Origin of the sequence: Microcystis sp. M015S2, from assembly GCF_020245945.1 — a bacterium.
Lineage (GTDB): Bacteria > Cyanobacteriota > Cyanobacteriia > Cyanobacteriales > Microcystaceae > Microcystis.
Genome location: NZ_JADBTX010000018.1, coordinates 70,181 through 89,046, shown reverse-complemented (window position 1 = coordinate 89,046; position 18,866 = coordinate 70,181). Strand labels below are relative to the sequence as shown.

At 42.2% G+C, this 18,866-nt stretch carries 15 protein-coding genes; 7 read left to right on the top strand and 8 right to left on the bottom strand.

Annotation, left to right across the window (positions count from 1 at the left end; all coding sequences use genetic code 11):
• Position 1 precedes the first annotated feature (1 nt).
• Positions 2 to 385 carry a hypothetical protein gene (locus tag IM473_RS04410; RefSeq protein WP_287658804.1) on the bottom strand — a complete coding sequence of 128 codons (384 nt, stop codon included), beginning with the start codon at positions 383 to 385 and terminating at the stop codon, positions 2 to 4.
• Between the two features lie 303 nt (positions 386 to 688).
• Between IM473_RS04410 and IM473_RS04405 the strand changes: the two genes are divergently transcribed.
• On the top strand, positions 689 to 1,120 hold the full coding sequence (locus IM473_RS04405) for an acyl-CoA thioesterase (RefSeq protein WP_172970477.1): 432 nt from the start codon (positions 689 to 691) through the stop codon (positions 1,118 to 1,120).
• 194 nt (positions 1,121 to 1,314) lie between these two features.
• Here IM473_RS04405 and devC read toward each other — a convergent pair whose 3' ends face one another.
• Entirely contained in the window at positions 1,315 to 2,478 is a 1,164-nt protein-coding gene (gene devC, locus IM473_RS04400) for an ABC transporter permease DevC (protein WP_287658803.1), read from the bottom strand.
• Positions 2,479 to 2,494: 16 nt separating this feature from the next.
• Positions 2,495 to 3,862, bottom strand: coding sequence for an ABC exporter membrane fusion protein (locus tag IM473_RS04395; RefSeq protein ID WP_287658802.1), 1,368 nt, complete (start codon positions 3,860 to 3,862; stop codon positions 2,495 to 2,497).
• A 50-nt stretch (positions 3,863 to 3,912) separates the two neighbouring features.
• Between IM473_RS04395 and IM473_RS04390 the strand changes: the two genes are divergently transcribed.
• A complete protein-coding gene (locus IM473_RS04390; RefSeq protein ID WP_287658801.1) occupies positions 3,913 to 4,965 on the top strand; it encodes a DUF1702 family protein in 1,053 nt (350 codons plus the stop codon).
• A gap of 51 nt (positions 4,966 to 5,016) precedes the next feature.
• A complete protein-coding gene (locus tag IM473_RS04385; protein ID WP_287658800.1) occupies positions 5,017 to 6,915 on the top strand; it encodes a CRTAC1 family protein in 1,899 nt (632 codons plus the stop codon).
• Positions 6,916 to 7,160: 245 nt separating this feature from the next.
• Here IM473_RS04385 and IM473_RS04380 read toward each other — a convergent pair whose 3' ends face one another.
• The 4 genes from IM473_RS04380 to IM473_RS04365 form a co-directional block, all read right to left on the bottom strand.
• Positions 7,161 to 7,655, bottom strand: a complete 495-nt coding sequence (locus tag IM473_RS04380; RefSeq protein ID WP_287658799.1) for a hypothetical protein — start codon at positions 7,653 to 7,655, stop codon at positions 7,161 to 7,163.
• 47 nt (positions 7,656 to 7,702) lie between these two features.
• Positions 7,703 to 9,364 (bottom strand): metallophosphoesterase family protein, encoded by a 1,662-nt coding sequence (locus IM473_RS04375; protein WP_287658798.1) that lies wholly within the window; start codon positions 9,362 to 9,364, stop codon positions 7,703 to 7,705.
• A 76-nt stretch (positions 9,365 to 9,440) separates the two neighbouring features.
• The gene (locus IM473_RS04370) at positions 9,441 to 11,183 is read right to left on the bottom strand and encodes an ABC transporter ATP-binding protein (RefSeq protein WP_287658797.1); all 1,743 of its coding nucleotides are present in this window, start codon (positions 11,181 to 11,183) and stop codon (positions 9,441 to 9,443) included.
• 16 nt (positions 11,184 to 11,199) lie between these two features.
• Positions 11,200 to 11,391 carry a hypothetical protein gene (locus IM473_RS04365; RefSeq protein ID WP_046660734.1) on the bottom strand — a complete coding sequence of 64 codons (192 nt, stop codon included), beginning with the start codon at positions 11,389 to 11,391 and terminating at the stop codon, positions 11,200 to 11,202.
• Positions 11,392 to 12,249: 858 nt separating this feature from the next.
• Between IM473_RS04365 and IM473_RS04360 the strand changes: the two genes are divergently transcribed.
• The 4 genes from IM473_RS04360 (at position 12,250) to IM473_RS04345 (ending at position 17,758) form a co-directional block, all read left to right on the top strand.
• Complete coding sequence (locus IM473_RS04360) at positions 12,250 to 13,572, top strand: CmpA/NrtA family ABC transporter substrate-binding protein (RefSeq protein WP_287690359.1); 1,323 nt, start codon at positions 12,250 to 12,252, stop codon at positions 13,570 to 13,572.
• Between the two features lie 174 nt (positions 13,573 to 13,746).
• A complete protein-coding gene (gene ntrB / locus IM473_RS04355; protein ID WP_287658795.1) occupies positions 13,747 to 14,574 on the top strand; it encodes a nitrate ABC transporter permease in 828 nt (275 codons plus the stop codon).
• A 132-nt stretch (positions 14,575 to 14,706) separates the two neighbouring features.
• Positions 14,707 to 16,713, top strand: coding sequence for an ABC transporter ATP-binding/substrate-binding protein (locus IM473_RS04350; RefSeq protein ID WP_287658794.1), 2,007 nt, complete (start codon positions 14,707 to 14,709; stop codon positions 16,711 to 16,713).
• A gap of 46 nt (positions 16,714 to 16,759) precedes the next feature.
• Entirely contained in the window at positions 16,760 to 17,758 is a 999-nt protein-coding gene (locus IM473_RS04345) for a nitrate ABC transporter ATP-binding protein (RefSeq protein WP_287658793.1), read from the top strand.
• A 283-nt stretch (positions 17,759 to 18,041) separates the two neighbouring features.
• Here IM473_RS04345 and IM473_RS04340 read toward each other — a convergent pair whose 3' ends face one another.
• Positions 18,042 to 18,668, bottom strand: coding sequence for a DUF2301 domain-containing membrane protein (locus IM473_RS04340; RefSeq protein WP_287658792.1), 627 nt, complete (start codon positions 18,666 to 18,668; stop codon positions 18,042 to 18,044).
• Positions 18,669 to 18,866 lie beyond the last annotated feature (198 nt).

Genomic DNA, 18,866 nt, shown 5'->3' with positions numbered 1-18,866 from the left:
ATTAATTGACTTTTTGAGCTACTTCTGCTAGACAATCAAAATGACGACCATATTTAACAATAATCGTCATCGATCCTCGATAATCAATTAACCCTGTCATTACCGCTTTAACTGCACCAATTTCTTGATTAACGAATCGTTCCCAATTCTCTCTAGTCGCTGAAAAAATCGGTAAAGATTCATCCATTTCTTCAATCAGTTCTAAACTAACAATCTGACCCTGATCATCCCATTCTGAACAAACAGAAACCCCCTGATGATCACTAAACCAAAGAATTACTTTTCCCAATTTAGCGAACTTTTTACTTAAGGTTTCTTGTTCGTTCCATGTCGTTTGATAGGCAGACCACCATTCTTGAGAAAAACGAGTTAACGGTTGATTCATGAGGTATAATCAGAAAATAAAAAACTTGTGTTTAGTTTATCATTATCAGGATAACCTATGATCATCTTAAAATTCCTACTTTATGCCCCTCAGGGTAAGCGCATCTTAACAATCCTTGACAAAATGAACTTTATATGGGTTGCCTACCCAGAGCGCGGTTTAGACATATTTGAGTAGAATTTGCCATCGCAGTTGTTAAGCAACAATCGACCAAATAAGAGGACAAGCAGCTGACAAAATTGGCCAATTGTCAATAGCGTTCTTTTAAAACCGTTGTTAATCTCGAAAAATCGCTAAATAATCATGATGAAAGCCTACGAATATCATCACATTGTCAGTTTTCAAGAAACCAATTTAGTCGGTAATGTTTATTATGCCAATTATGTGCAATGGCAAGGTCGTTGTCGAGAAATGTTTCTCAAAGATAATGCCCCAGATATTATCACAGAATTATGCCAAGGATTAGCCTTAGTAACGGTTCGAGTATCCTGTGAGTATCTGTCCGAATTATTTGCCTTTGATCATGTTATTATTCGGATGCGTTTAGGAGAGATTAAACAAAACCGAATTACCATGTTATTTGAATATTGGCGAGTGACTGATGAAGGTGAAGAATTAGTAGCAAAAGGGGAACAACAAACAGCCTGTATGCGACGAGAGGATGGTGAAACCAGACCCACTCCAATTCCTGCTCAACTGAAATTAGCTTTAGAGAACTATCACATCCCGATCTAAAGGATAACCCGAGGAATGTGAGATAAAAATAACCGATAAAAAATGACTCTCCTAGACTGGTTATAGCCAATTAGTGGTTTAAATGAGCTTAACCCGAAACTTCCGTAGCTTTCATTTATCCCAGTATGAGCCGACTCCTGTTGAGGCAGCTTGCCTAGATGACCACACTACCCGTAAACCTTTTCAAACATACTCTAAAAAATATCGGCAGGATCGGCATATTGGAGCTTATTAATAGCCGTGGCTCCAGCAATCAAGGACATGAGCAAGGTTAAGCCAAAGACGAATATTGCTCTAGTAGGGGTCATTTCAATGGGAAGTAAGGTGTATTTTTGGGTAAAATAATACTGAATCATCCCTAATAAAAAGCCAGGAATATAACCCAATACTGCAATAATCAGAGCTTGCTGAAAGACGAGCCACAGAAGATAACGATTGTGATATCCCATTGCTTTTAGAGTTGCATATTCTGCTAAGTGTTCTGCAACATTGGTATAAAGAATTTGATAAACAACCACAATCCCGACCACTAATCCTAAAAATACCCCCAAATTAAAAATAAAACCAATAGCTGTACTGGTTGCCCAATAATTTTTTTCAAAGTTAATAAACTCTTGCTTGCTTAATATTTTGACATCTTTCGGCAAATATTTCTTTAACTTTTTGAGTAAGGATTGCCGATCAATATCTGGTTGAAACTTAATTAAGCCAATATCAATGAACCGAGATGAACGATTCTGAAATATTCTTAAAAAGTTAGAGTAGCTCATTAATAAGTTACCATCTGAACCAAAAGATGTCCCTAATTCAAAGAGACCAACCACTTCTATTTTTCGATTATTGCCAGAATTTCCCACCTCGGTAATAATAGTTTTACCCTTCTGGAAATCTTCGGCAATATTTCCAAACTCACTACGAGAATTTTGGTCAAATAAGGTGGTATATTTTAGCTTTAATTTTTGCCAATTTTCTTTGATTCCCACAGCCTTAAATGCTTGATATCTTAAATCAATTCCAATTACAAAAATATTACGCCAATAGTTTTTTGTATCAGGATTTTTCCATTGAGCATAGCCTACATAGATTGGACTGACTAATTCCACTTCATTAAAGGATAAGGTTTGTAATAGTCTTCGCTCACTAAAACTTTCCATAGCAATTAAGGATGTAGAACGAGGACTAATCAGGAAAGCATCACCTTCTAAACTATTATGTAAATGAACAGCACTCTCAAATAAAGCATCTCGAATTCCCAACTGCATAAAAATAATCACAGTGGAAAAAATAATACCAGATAGTGCAACAATTAAACGAGTTCTTTTATGAGCTAATTGTAACCAAGCAGTAGGAATATTCATCTTCTGAATGAGTTATTTAGTTAGGATGAATGATCACATTAACCTTTAAGTTAGTTAACCGATTAACTTTAGCACTAGAGCGATGATCTAAGCTAATTTTTACCTCGATAACTCTGGCATCTGTATCGACAACAGGATCGGTTCCTAAAACATCTTGTCGTCCCACTTTCCAACCTATTTCTTCCACAGTTCCCTCTAAATCTCCGATCATTTTATCGGTTTTTATCGTTACAGATTGACCTAATTTAACTCGACTAATATCGGTTTCATACACTTCTGCTTTAACATACATTTTTTGAATGTTTCCCAAATCTAAAATTCCTTCATTTTTCACTAATTCTCCAGGAAAAGTATGAATTTTTAAAATTCTTCCTGCATGGGGCGCACGCACATAGGATAATTCTAATTCCGCCTGAGCGCGTTCTACATTAGCCTTAGCTGTCATTACTTCATCTTGAGCAATTTGAAGATCAACAGGACGAATTTCCGTCACTGCACTTAGCATAGCTTGGTTTTCTTGAATTTGTTGTTCTAAAGTATTAAGAGTTCGTTGTAGATTGGCTCTGGCTTCCTGAATTTTTTGTTCTAAAGTAGTTGTAATGCGTTGCAAGTTAGCCTCAGCTTCTTGGAGTCTTTTTTGTGTAGTTGTCGCCTCTAAACAAAATCGCTCTTTTTCCCCTTGAGAAACTGCACCATTACGGTATAAAGATTGATAACGTTGACAATCTGTGAGAGAATTATTCAATTCTGCTTTAATTCTTTCAACGGTAGCTTTTTGTCCTAGTTTTTCCCCTTCAAGTTCCGATTCCAAACTAGAGATCGCTGCTTTTTGCCTCATTATTTGTCCCTCTAATTCCGCTTTGCTTTGACGCATACGGGAATCTTGAGCCATAATTTCGCCTTTTTTTGCCCCTTCTCTCACTTTTTCGAGTTTAGATTCTGCTAAACCCAGATTTGCTTGAGCTTGTTTCAGGGCTGCTCGCAAACGGGCATTATTATCTAAAATAGCCATAATTTCGCCTTTTTCAACTTTTTCTCCCTGTTTTACCAGTATTTTATCTACTCTACTTCCTTCCAAAAAGGCAGGAGCTGATATTTGAGTAATTCCACCTTGGGGTTCAAGATAACCAAGGGCAGCAACAGCTTCGGGAGTATCAGGAGAAACCGTCGGGGAAATCGATAACTGGGAAGCTTTTAAGGATGATTCTGGTCTAAAATAGAAGATAATAACGGTTGTTCCCAAGCTAAATCCCATAAAAGCTCCTAAAAGACCCCAAAACCAATATTTTAAAGAATGGGAATTTTGAAGGCGAAAGTTAGCCATTGTTGTTAACAGGGATAAGGATTCATCAAATAAACTTTGTTTAAGGTAACATGAGGTCATATCTTCGGCCTCCCATCAAGGGTTGTCAACTTTGTCAACTTTTTTTAACAATGGCATCTAATTTCTCAGGCACACCCTTCGAGCATCCTGCTGTCAATTTTGATCACAAATTTTCTCCTAGGCAGGTAAATCGTTTTCCACAACGATTGTTGCTCCTTTCACCCCAAGCCGCAACCTTTAATCAGCGTGGATTAATCTGTGATCCGCAAAGCGGCGGCCTAGCCGTTCAGCCTCAAAAACAGATATATTTGGAAACGATCGGGCAAACTTTTATCTATGGCTATAATGCAGCAATTATGGCTCATTCTCTCGCGGACTTGTTTCCTCTTCTTGAAGGTGTCACGCTCAATTTGAGAGGATTTGCTTATGAAGGGGCAGCGATGGCTTTATCTTTGCTAGATTGTTTAACCCTGGGTAAGCGCGATCGCTTTGAGCATTTTTTAGCAAACGAGGGGAAAAAGCATATTTACATGGCCTATGTAGGGAAAGGATGGCAATTAGCCCGTATTCCTTTTTCTTTGCGCTTTTATCTCCAAAAATTAGCAGATTCTGCCCAACATTTTCCAGATTCTCTATTAGGGTGGTTAGCCCTTGACGGCTATGGATTTCATCAAGGATACTTTGCCTGGCCTAAGTATATCCGAGAGAGAAAGTCTCCTCAAGAATTATCGGGTTATGCGCGTCTTGTCTTTGCCCAAGGGTTAGGGCGCAGTCTTTGGTTTGTGAAAGGGGCAAATATTCCCGAAATTGCCGATCAGATCCAAAAATTCGACCCGCTGCTTCAACCCCATTTATGGAGTGGGATCGGCTTGGCTTGCACTTATGCGGGGGGAGTGTCTCCCGAAGAAATTCAACATTTAAAACAGCTGGCTGAACCTTATAGGGCAGAATTAGCCCAGGGAGCAGCTTTTGCGGCAAAAGCACGTTTACTAGCCGAAAACTGTACGGAAAATACCGAAATAGCCTGTCAAATTTTGTGTGGAATGGCTATTACTGAAACAGCCAAGATCACTGATGATACCCTCATCGGCTTAGATTACCACGACCAAATCCCTGCCTATGAACAATGGCGACAAGCCATCCAAAGTCATTTTCGCACCTAATCCCCTAAACTGTCTTAAGCTTAGATTGAATGTAGTTACTTCTTTGAAACCATGAATCGTTTGGAAAAATTCATCCGACGCTATAGCAAGTCTATCTTGGCATTGGGGCTAATTTTAGTCTTATTCTTTGTTTCCCGTCTCCCTGCCCTATCAATGGCCGAAAGAGATGCGATCGCTTCTCGCTTTGCCTTTACTCGTTTTCCCTTACCTGAATTAGAAAATCAACCCTATCAAGTAGAAAGACCGACAAATCCCAGTTTAAGCCGTCATTCGGCCTGGATTTCGGCAGTTGGGGCGGCAGTTGCCCTGGGGGATCTCGATGGAGATGGCTGGGATAATGATCTCTGTCATGTAGAAACCCAAAGCAATCAGGTGATTATCTCCCCTGTTCCAGGTACGGGCAATCGTTATCAGCCCTTCACCCTGAATGTCACCGATTTTGACTATAACGATCAAACCATGGCCCCCATGGGATGTATTCCCAGTGATCTCAATGAAGATGGACTCAGGGATTTATTGGTGTATTATTGGGGACGAACACCGATCGCTTTTATCAAGCAAGATCAAGGTTATCTTCAGCAGCAAATCAGCCAAAAAAGGGAAAAATGGTACACCAATGCGGCAACCTTCTCGGATTTAGATGGGGACGGACACCCAGACTTAATCATTGGCAATTACTTCCAAGATAATGCCGAGATTTTGGATGTTAATTCTCAGAAAATCGAAAAAATGCAAGATTCGATGACCCGTGCTTATAATGGCGGTAAAAATCGAGTTTTCTTGTGGTCCGATGCCTCTACCACTGGAGTGACTTATCAAGAAGTCCAAGATGCTTTTGAGGAGAAAATTGCTCATGGTTGGACATTGGCCGTCGGAACAGCCGATTTAGACGGGGATTTATTGCCAGAGATTTATTTTGCCAATGATTTCGGACCCGATCGCCTCTTACATAATCGTTCTACTAGAGGACATCTCCAATTTGACTTACTGGAAGGGCAAAAAGGGTTAACGACACCCAATTCTAAGGTACTCGGCCATGATAGCTTTAAGGGAATGGGGGTAGATTTCGGGGATATTAACCATGATGGACTCTTAGACATCTATGTGAGTAATATTGCTTCGGAATACGCCCTAGAGGAAAGTCATTTTCTCTTTACCAGTACGGGAGAAACGGAGAAAATGTCTCGAGGAATCGCCCCTTATGTCGATAAAAGCGAACCCTTGGGAGTCTCTCGTAGTGGCTGGAGTTGGGAAACAAAATTCGGCGATTTCGATAATGATGGGGAGTTAGAAGCGTTGCAAGCTACAGGATTTCGTAAGGGTGACATCAATCGTTGGCCGGAATTACATGAGTTAGCCATGAGTAATGATCAAGTCCTGAAAATCCCCAATAGTTGGTTTCATTTCCAAGATGGAGACGATTTAAGTGGTCATCAACATAATCCCTTTTTTGTGCGGGGTAAAGATGGACGTTACTATGATTTGGCATCGCAATTAAGCTTAGATGATCCCTCTGTCACCAGAGGAATTGCCACCGCCGATGTAGATGGAGATGGGGATTTAGACTTTGTAGTAGCAAATCAGTGGGAAACCTCTTATTTTTATCGCAATGATAGTCCAAATATCGGTCAATCTCTGGAATTAGAGCTTTTAAACCCTGCGATCTCCCCTAATCCCTCTTCAGAAAAGGGGAAAATGGGTACTCCGGCAATTGGCGCAGCGGTTAAGGTGTCTCTACCTGATGGCAGTCAGCTGGTGGCGCAGGTAGATGGGGGCAATGGTCATTCTGGCGTGAGAAGTCCAGTATTACACTTTGGTTTAGGCAAAATTGACCCTAATACCGCTTTACCCGTTGACATTCAATGGCGTAACCACAAGGGAGAAATTAAGCAAACCCAGTTATTATTAACATCGGGTAAACAGACAATTTTGCTAGAGCAATCGGTTTAAAATCATTCTGTCAAGGGCGTAAGGTTTGCGCCCTTTATCGAAAAAATCGGGTCTAAAACCTCGCCTTAAAAGGCGAAAAGTTTTTGGAGCGGGGTATGGGTCTCCGTTACAAAAACGGCCTCCTGCCCCCTGCCTTCTGCCTTCGTTAACGTTTGTGTTGCATACTCTTTAACCGCTTTCGGAGAAACCCTGAAACCGACTATTCTGCAAATGCACCAATTAGGAATTGAGAAAAATACTAGACTTTAAGGTTTTAAATTTCCTCCTCGAATAAACCAAGTAATTGTGGCACTGGTAAAAGCAGTGATAGCGACAATAGCTATTTGTTTCCAGTTTTTTAATTCCCCAACTTTCTCGATTAAATCGGGAATTTTTTGGGTTAATACTGCTTGGGATTGAATTGTTACTTCAATTTTAGACGTGATAATTTTGACTTCCGTGATTTCTTTGTGTAGGTTAACAAATTGCTTGTTATTTTCTTCTCTCAGGGTTTCTATTTGTTGGCGATTATCTTCCTTTAGCGTATCAATTTGCTCGCGGGTTTCTTCTCGCAGGGAACTTATTTGCTCGCGGGTTTCTTCTCGCAGGGAACTTATTTGCTCGCGGGTTTCTTCTCGCAGGGAAGTCATTTGCTCGCGGTTTTCCTGTCGCAGGGAAATCATCTGCTCGCGGTTTTCCTGTCGCATTGCCGAGAGTAAGTCTTTCAATTCTTGAATATCATTGCTAGTAACAGTAGTCATAGAATTAACCCCAAGAGAATCTATTTAACCAGCATCTTTTAATTTTATTATACTTCACTGACGCTAAAAAGGTCAAATTCATCAAATTTAATTACTTCGGAGTCAGGATAACGAGTATCAAAACGATAACTGCTCACGGTTCCTTTTTCTGTATCTAAAATGCTAAAAACCGTTACATCATTACTGGCAATATAGGGTAAAGGTTGATTAACCCAATCCACTAGAGGAGCAATGTTTGGGATAATTGCTGGTAATCCATTGGGATTACCGATGACCGCATAATTTCTATCGAGAGGTACAGGACGTTTTTTATCACCTAAATGAGCGCCATAACTATTACCAACGTTAGAAGATTCGAGAAAATTCATACCCTTAGGACTAAGAAAACGATTCCATAAATGGGAATGACCATAAAAAACCAAATTAACCTTGGCTGATTCTAATAAAGGAATTAGATCACGAATAATATAATCATTTTCTTGGGGATAATCATAACGTACTGATCTAACTTTTCCCGTGGTATCCCGTTCAATTTTCGGCACGGGATCGGTGTAGGGTGGCACGATATTTCCTCCTAGGGTATGGGGAGGATGATGAAACATAACTACCTTATATTTAGCCTCTTGAAATTCTCGACTATTTAACTCTTTTTCTAACCATTGATATTGAGGACTACCCTGGGCAATTGGCTCAAAAATATGCTGACCATAACCCCAGCGTTCGGGTCTATCTAAATCTCTTTGATTTTCGTAATATCTTCCCCTTGCACTGGGTTCTAAATTGGGATTTCTCCAGATATTAGTAACATATAAAACCACTAAACGAATATCGCCAAAGGTGAGAGAATAATATTTATCTTGAGGCAAAGAAAAAATTTCTTCGTAGGTTTCTGTGTTGAAAGAATTATTTTTTAACCATTTTTCATTAATTGCTGCTGTATCCTCTGCTAGTTGTTTAGAAATAAATTGAGGAATAGCATCTTCAAACTGTTCATTTAAACCTGTGGAATTAGAAAATCTGCCCATAACTTCATGATTACCAATAGCAGGAAATAAGGGGGCATTTTGAATAATTTTCCCCCCTTTATAAATAGTCTGAATACCATTCTTGGTAAGAGTATAATTAGCACGACCTTGTAAACAGGGAAAGAATGCCCCACCGCGACTATCATCAAACCATTCGGAAGCTCGATCGGGTATATTAACTAAATCTCCCGCTAAAAAAACTGCATCTACCTGTCCAATAGTTTCAATAACTTTTTGTAAATTAGCGGCAGTCATAGGCATTAATTGATGATCGGAAGTGAGCAGAATTTTGAGATTAGTTCCTTTTTTGGGTCTTGGGGTAAGGGTATAAATATCACTTCTAATCGCCCTATTTTCCTGAAAACTGGTGACTTGATAGGGAATCCTTTCCAGGTGATTTAAATCAGTAATTTCGGCCTGATGTCGCCAAATTTCTCGAGCGCTTAAAGATTGATAAGCTTCAAGGGTTCTCGATTTGGCATCTTCTCTAACTCTAGTTAATTTGCTAGTGCGAGCGGGGGCTATTTTTTCTAGTTTTTCCCCGTAGCGGACTTGATGACCAGTGCCAAAAAATTCCGTAAACCAAATCACTTGTATTGATGTTTCGGTGGGTAATTGTAAAAAAGGTTCGGTTAAAAGTTGATCCTTGTTCATTGTCGCTAAAAGATAACTGCTGTACTGCATTTAAACAGTTTTAAGGAGTAATTGAGATAGTCCACAACTTCACCGGTAATAACTAGCAGATTCCCTATTTTATCGGCTAATCTAAAACCTTAGACTCTAACTGCTGCCGTTGCCAGAGATTTTGATAGACTCCGGGGATTGCGATTAACTCCTCGTGGGTTCCCATCTGGACAATTTCTCCGCGATCCATGACAAAAATGCGATCAGCAGTGGCAGCGGCCAATAATTGATGGGAGATAAAAATCACGGTTTTTTGGCTTTCTTGGGCGAGATTTTCCAAAATAGCCGTGGCCGTTTGATTATCGACGCTAGATAGGGCATCATCAAGGATTAAAATCGGTGCTTGGATGGCTAAAGCGCGCGCTAAAGAGACCCGTTGACGTTGACCCCCAGAAAGAGTAATCCCACGTTCTCCCACTAAAGTTCCGTATTTTTGCGGGAAATTCTCGATTTCCTCCTGAATTCTCGCTTGTTTGACCGCCGATTTCACTGCCGGAAAATTCAGCAGCGGATCGCCGTAACGGATATTATCTTCGATGGTGGTACTAAATAAAAAACTTTCTTGGGGAACATAAGCGATCGCTTTTCGCAGATCTTCAAGAGCAATTTGAGTCACATCTTGATTATCAATAAATAACTGTCCTTCCGCAATATCCAAAAGACGGGGAATAGCGTTAGCAAGGGTAGATTTTCCCGACCTGATCGCACCGACTACCGCTACCATTTCCCCCGGATTAATGGTAAAAGAAAGAGATTTTAAGGCGGGTTTCTTAGCATCAGGATAGGAAAAAGTCAAGGCTTTGGCGGTAATTTTTCCTTGAATATTTTTTAAGTGAATACAATCGGCATTATCTTTAATTTTAGCCTCGGCTAACAGGATAGTTTCTAGGCGATCAATACTCACTTCTCCCTGTTGGTAGGCCGTAATAGTGAAACCTAATAAAGCAGTAGGAAAAACTAATCTTTCGGCTAAAATTAACAGAGCAATAAAGTCCCCAATCGTGATATTATCCGCTATAATTTGTCTAGTACCGAGGGCAAGCAACGCCAATAAACTTACATAGGCTAAAGCTTCAATCAGGGGAAAAAGAAAATTACGAGTCTGGACTAAATCTAAATTAGCCTGTAGTAATTCGCGATTTCTTTGTTGAAATGCTAGGCGCTCGTTACCTTCTTGGGCATAGATTTTAATCAGAGTAATACCACTCATATCCTCTTGAATTAAATCGCTCAGATGCGAGAGTTTTTCTTGTACTTTTTTCTGTTGCCGCTGGAGACGACCACTAAATAACTGCACAGCAATTAACATCAAAGGATAGACAGAAATGGCGGCGACTGAAAGGGGAATATGAATCGCTAACATTACGGGCAAAGTTAACCCATAGGCAAAAAAAGTATTAGCCAAACTGAGCAAAGCAAAACCCACCAGACGACGGATATTATCCACATCGCTAGTGGCACGGTTGATTAAATCTCCCGAAGTTTGCCGCGAAAAATAGGCAGGTTCAAGGGTTAATAAATGTTGAAAGATTTTTTGTTTAAGATCGAACTCTACCTGACGACCGATCCCGAATAATAACACTCTGGATATCATGCGGATAAACCACATAATCGAGGCTAAAGCGATAATAAAAATCACATAGTAAATGATTTTTTGGAAGTCAAAAGATTTACTTAAATCATCGATGCTATCCCGGATTAAAAGCGGTATATAAACACCCAAAAGATTAACAATAAGCAAAGCAACTACCCCACCAGTTACTATTTGCCAATGGGGTCGTAGATAATTTGCTAGTTTTTTAATGCGAGAATAAGCCATATTCAGTTATCAGTTATCAGTTATCAGTTAGAACAGGGAACAGGTAAAAGGGGGCATAGATAATCAGTGGGTTATTTTTCTCCTTGTCCTGATTTAGTGGCGGTTTAACATTAGAACCACCCTGGGGCGGTTTACCCGGGGGTTGATCAATTTTAGCTTGATAGCCGCGCTTAAATTTATCATATCGTCTTTCTTGTTTGTCCGACATTTAAGTTACCTCTGTTTGATCCTGCCAAAATTCAATATAGCGAATTTCCTCTGCATTAATCAAAATAAGCCGCCCGCGCATCTAAATTAGTCTAGATCGATAGGGCAACACCAGAATACTGGAACACTGGAACAGCAAGGGTTATCTGCTTTTTAGCTAACTTAATAATGCCCAGTTTAAATTCGTCTTAGCTTATCTTCAATAGTTAAAACTACCCCTTCTAATTCGGCGAACTCATCTAATAAAAGGGAAGCATCGATCGATAATAATATGCTTTTGCTCTTGGCAAGTTCCAAAGCATAACAGAGATTGTCTCAAGCTGCTGGCATCGCTAATACTTGCGGGGATTTTTCCGTAATCGGTAAATAGTAACCGGTAATCAGTGAACTGCAAACTCAAACCCGATAACTGAGTCAAGATAGCTAAAAATCACCATCGCCCCACCATGCGTTTCAGACAAATTTTTATGCTTTTATTACATGACTGGCAATATTTTGTAACAATCTATACGAATTTTCCTGTTGAAGACTGTAAATTTAAGTTAATTGCTTCGGTGATAACCCTGAAATAAACTGATCTTTCTAGCCCAGATGACTAAACTCCCCCTATCTGTCTATCCACTCCTCAAAACTGTTATGCTTCTAGAAAAAATCTCTTAGACAAAAACTACTGCTAAATCTCCCCAGATGGAGAAGCAAAAGCGATCAAGAGATAAAAATAGTCAAAGCCTCCTTACTGAATCAACAGTTACTTTCAAGAAATTTTCTCGGTTATCACCGCAGTCAGTTAGGGGAAATAATGAGAATTTTTCACCGTTTCATCACCTTTGTTTAGTTTCTAATCACGATTTTTTAGTCCATGAGTAAACTTTCCAGACGTAGATTTATCTTCACTGCCGGGGCAACTGCCGTAGGAACGGCAATTCTCCACGGTTGCGCCACTCCCAATAATACCGCGACCAGTCCCTCCCCGGCCGGCAGTCCTGCAGCTTCCCCCGTTGCCAGTGGAGAAACTCCCGAAGTCACCACCGCTAAACTAGGTTTTATTGCCCTCACCGACGCTGCCCCCTTAATTATCGCCAAAGAAAAAGGTTTATTCGCTAAACACGGGATGCCCGATGTGCAAGTGATGAAACAAGCCTCTTGGGCTGCAACCCGGGATAACCTCGAATTAGGTTCGGCGGGTAACGGTATCGACGGGTCCCACATCCTCAGCCCCATGCCCTACCTAATGACCTTGGGCAAAATCACCAAACAGCCCGTACCGATGTATATTCTGGCACGTTTGAATATCAACGGTCAGGCCATATCGATCTCCAAATCCCACGCGGATTTAAAACTCGACCTCGACAGTTCTAAACTCAAAGAAACCCTCACCAAAGCGAAATCTGCCGGCAAAGAAATGAAAGCTGCCGTCACCTTTCCGGGGGGCAACCACGACCTGTTCATGCGTTACTGGCTATCTGCGGGCGGCATCGATCCCAATAATGACATCTCCCTCATCGTCGTTCCCCCGCCGCAGATGGTGGCCAATATGAAAGTCGGCACCATGGACGCGTTCTGTGTCGGCGAACCGTGGAACGCCCAAATCGTCTCCAAAGGCCTCGGGTACACTGCCCTGATCACTGGAGAATTCTGGAAGGATCACCCCGAAAAAGCCTTCGCTTTACGCGCCGATTGGGTGGATAAAAATCCCAAAGCGGCAAAAGCTTTAACTATGGCTGTTCTAGAAGCGCAGCAATGGTGCAACGATCCCGCTAATGTTAAGGAAATGTGCGAGATTATTTCAGGACGGGAATGGCTGAAAATTGACCCCGCCGATATCTTGGGCAGAATGCAGGGTAATATCGATTTCGGTGATGGTCGCAAGATCGAAAATAGCCCCGTAGCCATGAAATTCTGGGCTGATAACGCTTCCTATCCCTACAAGAGTCATGATACTTGGTTTGTGACTGAAGACATCCGTTGGGGCTATATTCCCGCCGATACGGACATCAAAGCTTTAGTTGATAAGGTTAACCGGGAAGATATCTGGAGAGAAGCCGCCACAGCCCTCAATGTTCCGGCCGATCAAATTCCCACCTCTACCTCTCGCGGTGTGGAAACTTTCTTTGATGGTGTTACTTTTGACCCCGAAAATCCCACCGCTTACCTGAAATCTCTCAAGATTAAAAAGGTTTAAATCAGTGATCACTAATCAGTAATCAGCGATTCAGTAATCAGTAATCAGTAACCCGTCAACAGTTAAAGATCATTTGCTGATAACTGGTAATTAATAACTGATAACTGATCACTGATGCTGATAACTGAACCACTGATAACTCAACCACTGATAACTGATAACTGATAACTGATTATGGCTGTTTCTATTTCTCGTCGTTCTCAAGGTTCAAAATGGGTAAAAGACCTCAAAAAAAAATTACCCAAACTAGCAACTTCGGCGATTGCTTTATTAATTTTCCTTCTCATCTGGCAAATACTCTGTTTTAGTCCCGATGCCCCCCTCCCTAGTCCCACTAAAGTGGTTAGTGATACCTGGGAATTAATTATTAATCCCTTTTTCAATAATGGTGGCACGGATGTGGGGTTATTCTGGCAAATTTTCGCCAGTTTACAACGGGTGGCCGTCGGTTTTACCCTTGCCGCTATTGTTGGCATCGCTGCGGGTATTTTAATCGGTAGCAGCGCCCTAATTTATGATGCGATCGATCCGATTTTCCAAATCCTGCGTACCGTTCCCCCCCTAGCTTGGCTACCCATCTCCCTAGCGGCTTTTCGTAATAACGAACCTAGTGCCATATTTGTAATTTTTATTACAGCAATTTGGCCAATTATTATTAATACAGCCGTGGGAGTGCAACAGGTTCCCCAAGACTATAAAAACGTCTCTAGAGTGTTGAAATTATCTAAAGTTGAATATTTTTTCAATATTCTTTTTCCCGCCACCGTTCCCTACGTTTTCACGGGATTAAGAATCGGTATCGGTTTATCTTGGTTGGCAATTGTAGCGGCGGAAATGCTGATCGGTGGCGTGGGAATTGGCTTCTTTATCTGGGATGCTTGGAATAGTTCCATGATCAGTGAAATTATCCTCGCCCTGATTTATGTGGGTATTGTTGGTTTCCTACTCGATCGCCTCATGGCCTACATCGCTAAATTAGTTGTACCCGAAGAAAATAAATAGGGTTTGCTGAAAAAATTTTTCGGTGGGGGCAGGGTGTGGGGAGCTTTTTAAGTAAACAGTAAACAGTAAACTAAAAACTCACATCTGATAACTGATAACTAATAACTAATAACTGATAACTGATAACTGAAAATGTCTGCATTTATTGAAGTCGATCACATTGATAAGGTTTTCCCTCTCCCCGATGGCCGTCAATATATTGCCCTGAAAAATATCGATCTCAGCGTTACTCAAGGGGAATTTATCTCTTTAATCGGTCACTCCGGTTGCGGGAAATCCACCCTCTTAAATATGGTCGCTGGACTCGATCGCCCGACGGTGGGAGGGGTGATTTTAGAGGGAAGAGAAATTAAAGGCCCCGGCCCCGATCGCATGGTGGTGTTCCAGAATTATTCGCTGCTGCCCTGGTTAACCGTCCGGGAAAATATCGCCCTAGGAGTTAACCGCGTGCTGCGTCATCTACCGGCTGCTGAACGCAAAAGTGTCATCGAACATAGTATCGATATGGTACACCTGCGCCATGCGGCCAACAAACGACCGGGAGAATTATCGGGAGGCATGAAACAACGGGTAGCGATCGCCCGCGCCTTAGCCCTACGGCCAAAAGTCCTGCTACTCGATGAACCCTTTGGGGCGCTGGATGCGTTAACCAGAGGCAATTTACAGGAACGTTTGATGGAAATCGTCGAAGAAAGCCACGTTACCTGTATCATGGTCACGCATGATGTAGATGAAGCCCTATTACTATCCGATCGAGTGGTGATGTTAACCACTGGTCCAGAGGCCCATATCGGTCAGATTCTCGATGTTCCCATTCCCCGGCCCCGGCATCGTTTGGAAGTAGTTAATCACCCTAGTTACTACTCCCTCCGTAACGAGATCGTTTATTTCCTCAACCAACAGAAGCGATCGAAGAAAGTCGGCCAACCCACCGAACCAGTAACAGTGATCGGCCAAGCTACCAGACTGAAAACCAATCCCACCATCGGTTTTATCCCCCTCACCGATTGCGCCCCGATTATTATTGCCAAAGAGAAAGGTTTCTTCGCCGAGGAAGGATTAGAGGATGTTGTCCTGCAACGGGAACCCAACTGGAAAGCACTCGCCCAAGGAGTGGCCACCGGTCGTCTCGATGCGGCCCAGATGGTGGCGGGAATGCCCCTGAGCATGACCATTGGGGCCGGCAATAAGCCCTCTGTCCCCGTGATTAGCGCTTTGGTACTCAGTCGCAACGGTAACGCCATCACCCTCAGCAATAAATACAGGGAATTGGGGGTAGAAAAACTCGAGGACTTGAAGGATGCCCTCCTGCAAAGTCCCGATAAAATCGCCACTTTCGGCATGGTTCACCCCGCCTCCATGCACAATCTGCTGTTACGCTACTGGTTAGCTAGTGGCGGCATCGATCCCGATAGTGATGTGAATTTAGCCGTAATTCCGCCGCCTCAAATGGTTTCCCTACTAAAAGCGGGTAAGATCGACGGTTATTGTGTGGGGGAACCCTGGAACTCCTACGCCGTTCACGAAAAATTAGGCTTCGTTATCGCCACCGATCTCGATATTTGGCCCGGACACCAGGAAAAAGTCCTCGGGGTTAAGGAAACTTGGGCAGCGAAACATCCCGAAACCCATATCGCCATGGTGAAAGCTTTAATTAAAGCCTGCGAATACTGCGATGATCAGCGTAATCGAGAAGATATCGTTAATATTCTCAGTCAGCCCCAGTATGTGGGTGTGGATAGGGCAATTATCCGCCCCGGTTTTCTCGATGGTTACGATCGCGGTTTAGGAACTGCCCCCGAACCCCTATTCCGATTTAATCAGTTTTACGTCGATCAAGCTAACTGTCCGGGCCGGAGTGAGGCCCTATGGACCCTAACTCAGCTGGCCCGTTGGGGTTACGCGCCTTTCCCCCGCAACTGGGTAGAAGTGATTGAACGCGTCCGTCGTCCCGATCTGTTTGGCGAAGCTTGCCGGTCCCTGGGCCTTCCCGATTTGGAACCCGATCGCCACAGTTTCGCCCTCTTTGATCGTCTTATTTTCAATCCTGACGATCCAATCGGCTATCTGGAACGTTTCTCGATCCGTCGCGATTATCGCGTCTCGGAAGTTCTCCTCGATGATCCTGTCGCTAATTAATGGTTGTGGTGGGCAAAGCCCACCTTAGAATAAATCTAGGACGAATATGCAAACTTTTACCGATAAGACCGTGAATTCCAGCACCACCACCCAGCCTTTTTTATTAGTTAGTAATGTTGCCAAAGAATACCCCTCCCCCGAAGGGGTTTACACCGTTTTAGACGGTGTGGAGCTGCAAGTCAATGAGGGGGAATTTGTCTGCATTATCGGTCACTCCGGCTGCGGTAAATCGACCCTTTTAAATATGGTGGCGGGGTTTTCTTCTCCTAGTCGTGGGCAAGTGCTGCTACAGGATAAAGAGGTTAAGGAACCAGGACCAGACCGGATGATGGTATTCCAAAATTATTCGCTTTTGCCCTGGAAAACTGCCTTTGAGAACGTTTATATCGGGGTTAATTCCGTTTATCCCGAAAAATCTCAGGCTGAGAAGGTGAAGATCGTCGAAGAAAATCTATCCTTAGTGGGATTGACAGAAGCAGCCCAGAAAAAACCCCCCCAATTATCGGGAGGGATGAAACAACGGGTTGCGATCGCGCGCGCCCTGGCCATTCGTCCCCAAGTCCTCATCCTCGATGAACCTTTTGGGGCTTTAGATGCGATCACCAAAGAGGAATTACAGGAAGAATTGCTGAAAATCTGGCAAGAACACCAGTTAACGGTGTTGATGATTACCCACGATATCGATGAGGCTTTGTTCTTGTGCGATCGCTTGGTGATGATGACCAACGGCCCGAGCGCTAAAATCGGTGAGGTGTTAAAGATGCCTTTTGCTCGTCCCCGGGTTCGTTCCCAAATTACGGAGGATCCCCGTTACTACGAACTCCGCAATGAAGCCCTCGATTTCCTCTACAATCGTTTTGCCCATTCAGAGGATCCCAACGAGGATGCCCCCGAACAACCCCGCACAGAAAATCTCGTGGGTAAAATTGTTACTGCTATTGGTGGCATAGCTTTACTCGCTTTTGTCGGTTTTAGTCTGATACAAATGTTCACCAGCAAGACTCCCAATACTGCTAATCCGGCCACCATAGAGGACCCCAGATAAGTAACAGTTATCAGTTATCAGTTATCAGTTATCAGATTTGAGTTTTAAGTGACAGTATTAAATAGAAGTTTCCTACTGTCTTTTCACTGATTAGTGCTTACTGTTTACTGATTACTGACCAAGAATAAACCAGAAAGAGACAAAGAACAAAAAGCTGAAACCCGATCAGTTTAACTTATATAGTAGTGATCGATCTTTGTGTCCTTTGTGTCTCTGTGGTTCGTTCCACTCACTTGCCCGCAAGACTGTATCTTAGAATAGATTTTAATATCTGGAGAGTTAGTCAATGATTAAGATGTTCAAAGACCGATTTATCACCGATATCGTTGGGGAGAGGTTGGCTTAATTTTCTCAGAGCAAAGATAACGAATAAAGTCGCCCAGAGAATTAATAGCCCCTTTTCCCAATTTAAGGGCAATATCCCCAAAAGATGACCGAGTAAAAGAGTGGGAACTAGAGGGGTTAAAAACTTGGTCTCTAGACGATTAAAACAAAAAGCTTCTTTGAAATAAATCCCCGTGAGACTAGCAAAAATAAAGCCCACACCGAATAAACTCACCGGGTGGTTATAGACAAATTCTAGGGGAGAAAGTTGATAATAAAGGCTGAAAATTAGGGAAGTAATCGCCCCAATTAGCCAAAAAACTTGCAGGAGACGATGAAGGGGAATTAAATATATATGGATAGTCAATAAACTGATGCCTAACCCCAGACAAAAACCCATGTATAAAAGGTTAGTCAGGGGCAGTAATTGCGGTCGGGTGAGAACTATAATTGTAGCGACAGCGAAACTAAAAGCCGCTAAATTTAACCCCAAACGGTAGAGACGCACACCTAGGCGATCGCCATCCGTAATCGTAAACTCTCCAAATTGACCTTGATAAACTCGATCGACAGCAGGGGAAGTCATAAGCTCTAAAGAAAAAGGGAAGCTTAGAAAAGATCGACTACAAATCATCTTAAGCTTAAATTATGCCCGTAGCCCCACTTCTTCCCCCTCTCGGCTGACTAATTGCGATTTTAGTAGTCAATCAAGCTAAAAATTATGATTAATTGGGATAATAAAGACTATATATGTTATTTTACTACATTTTTCTTTTTCTAACTT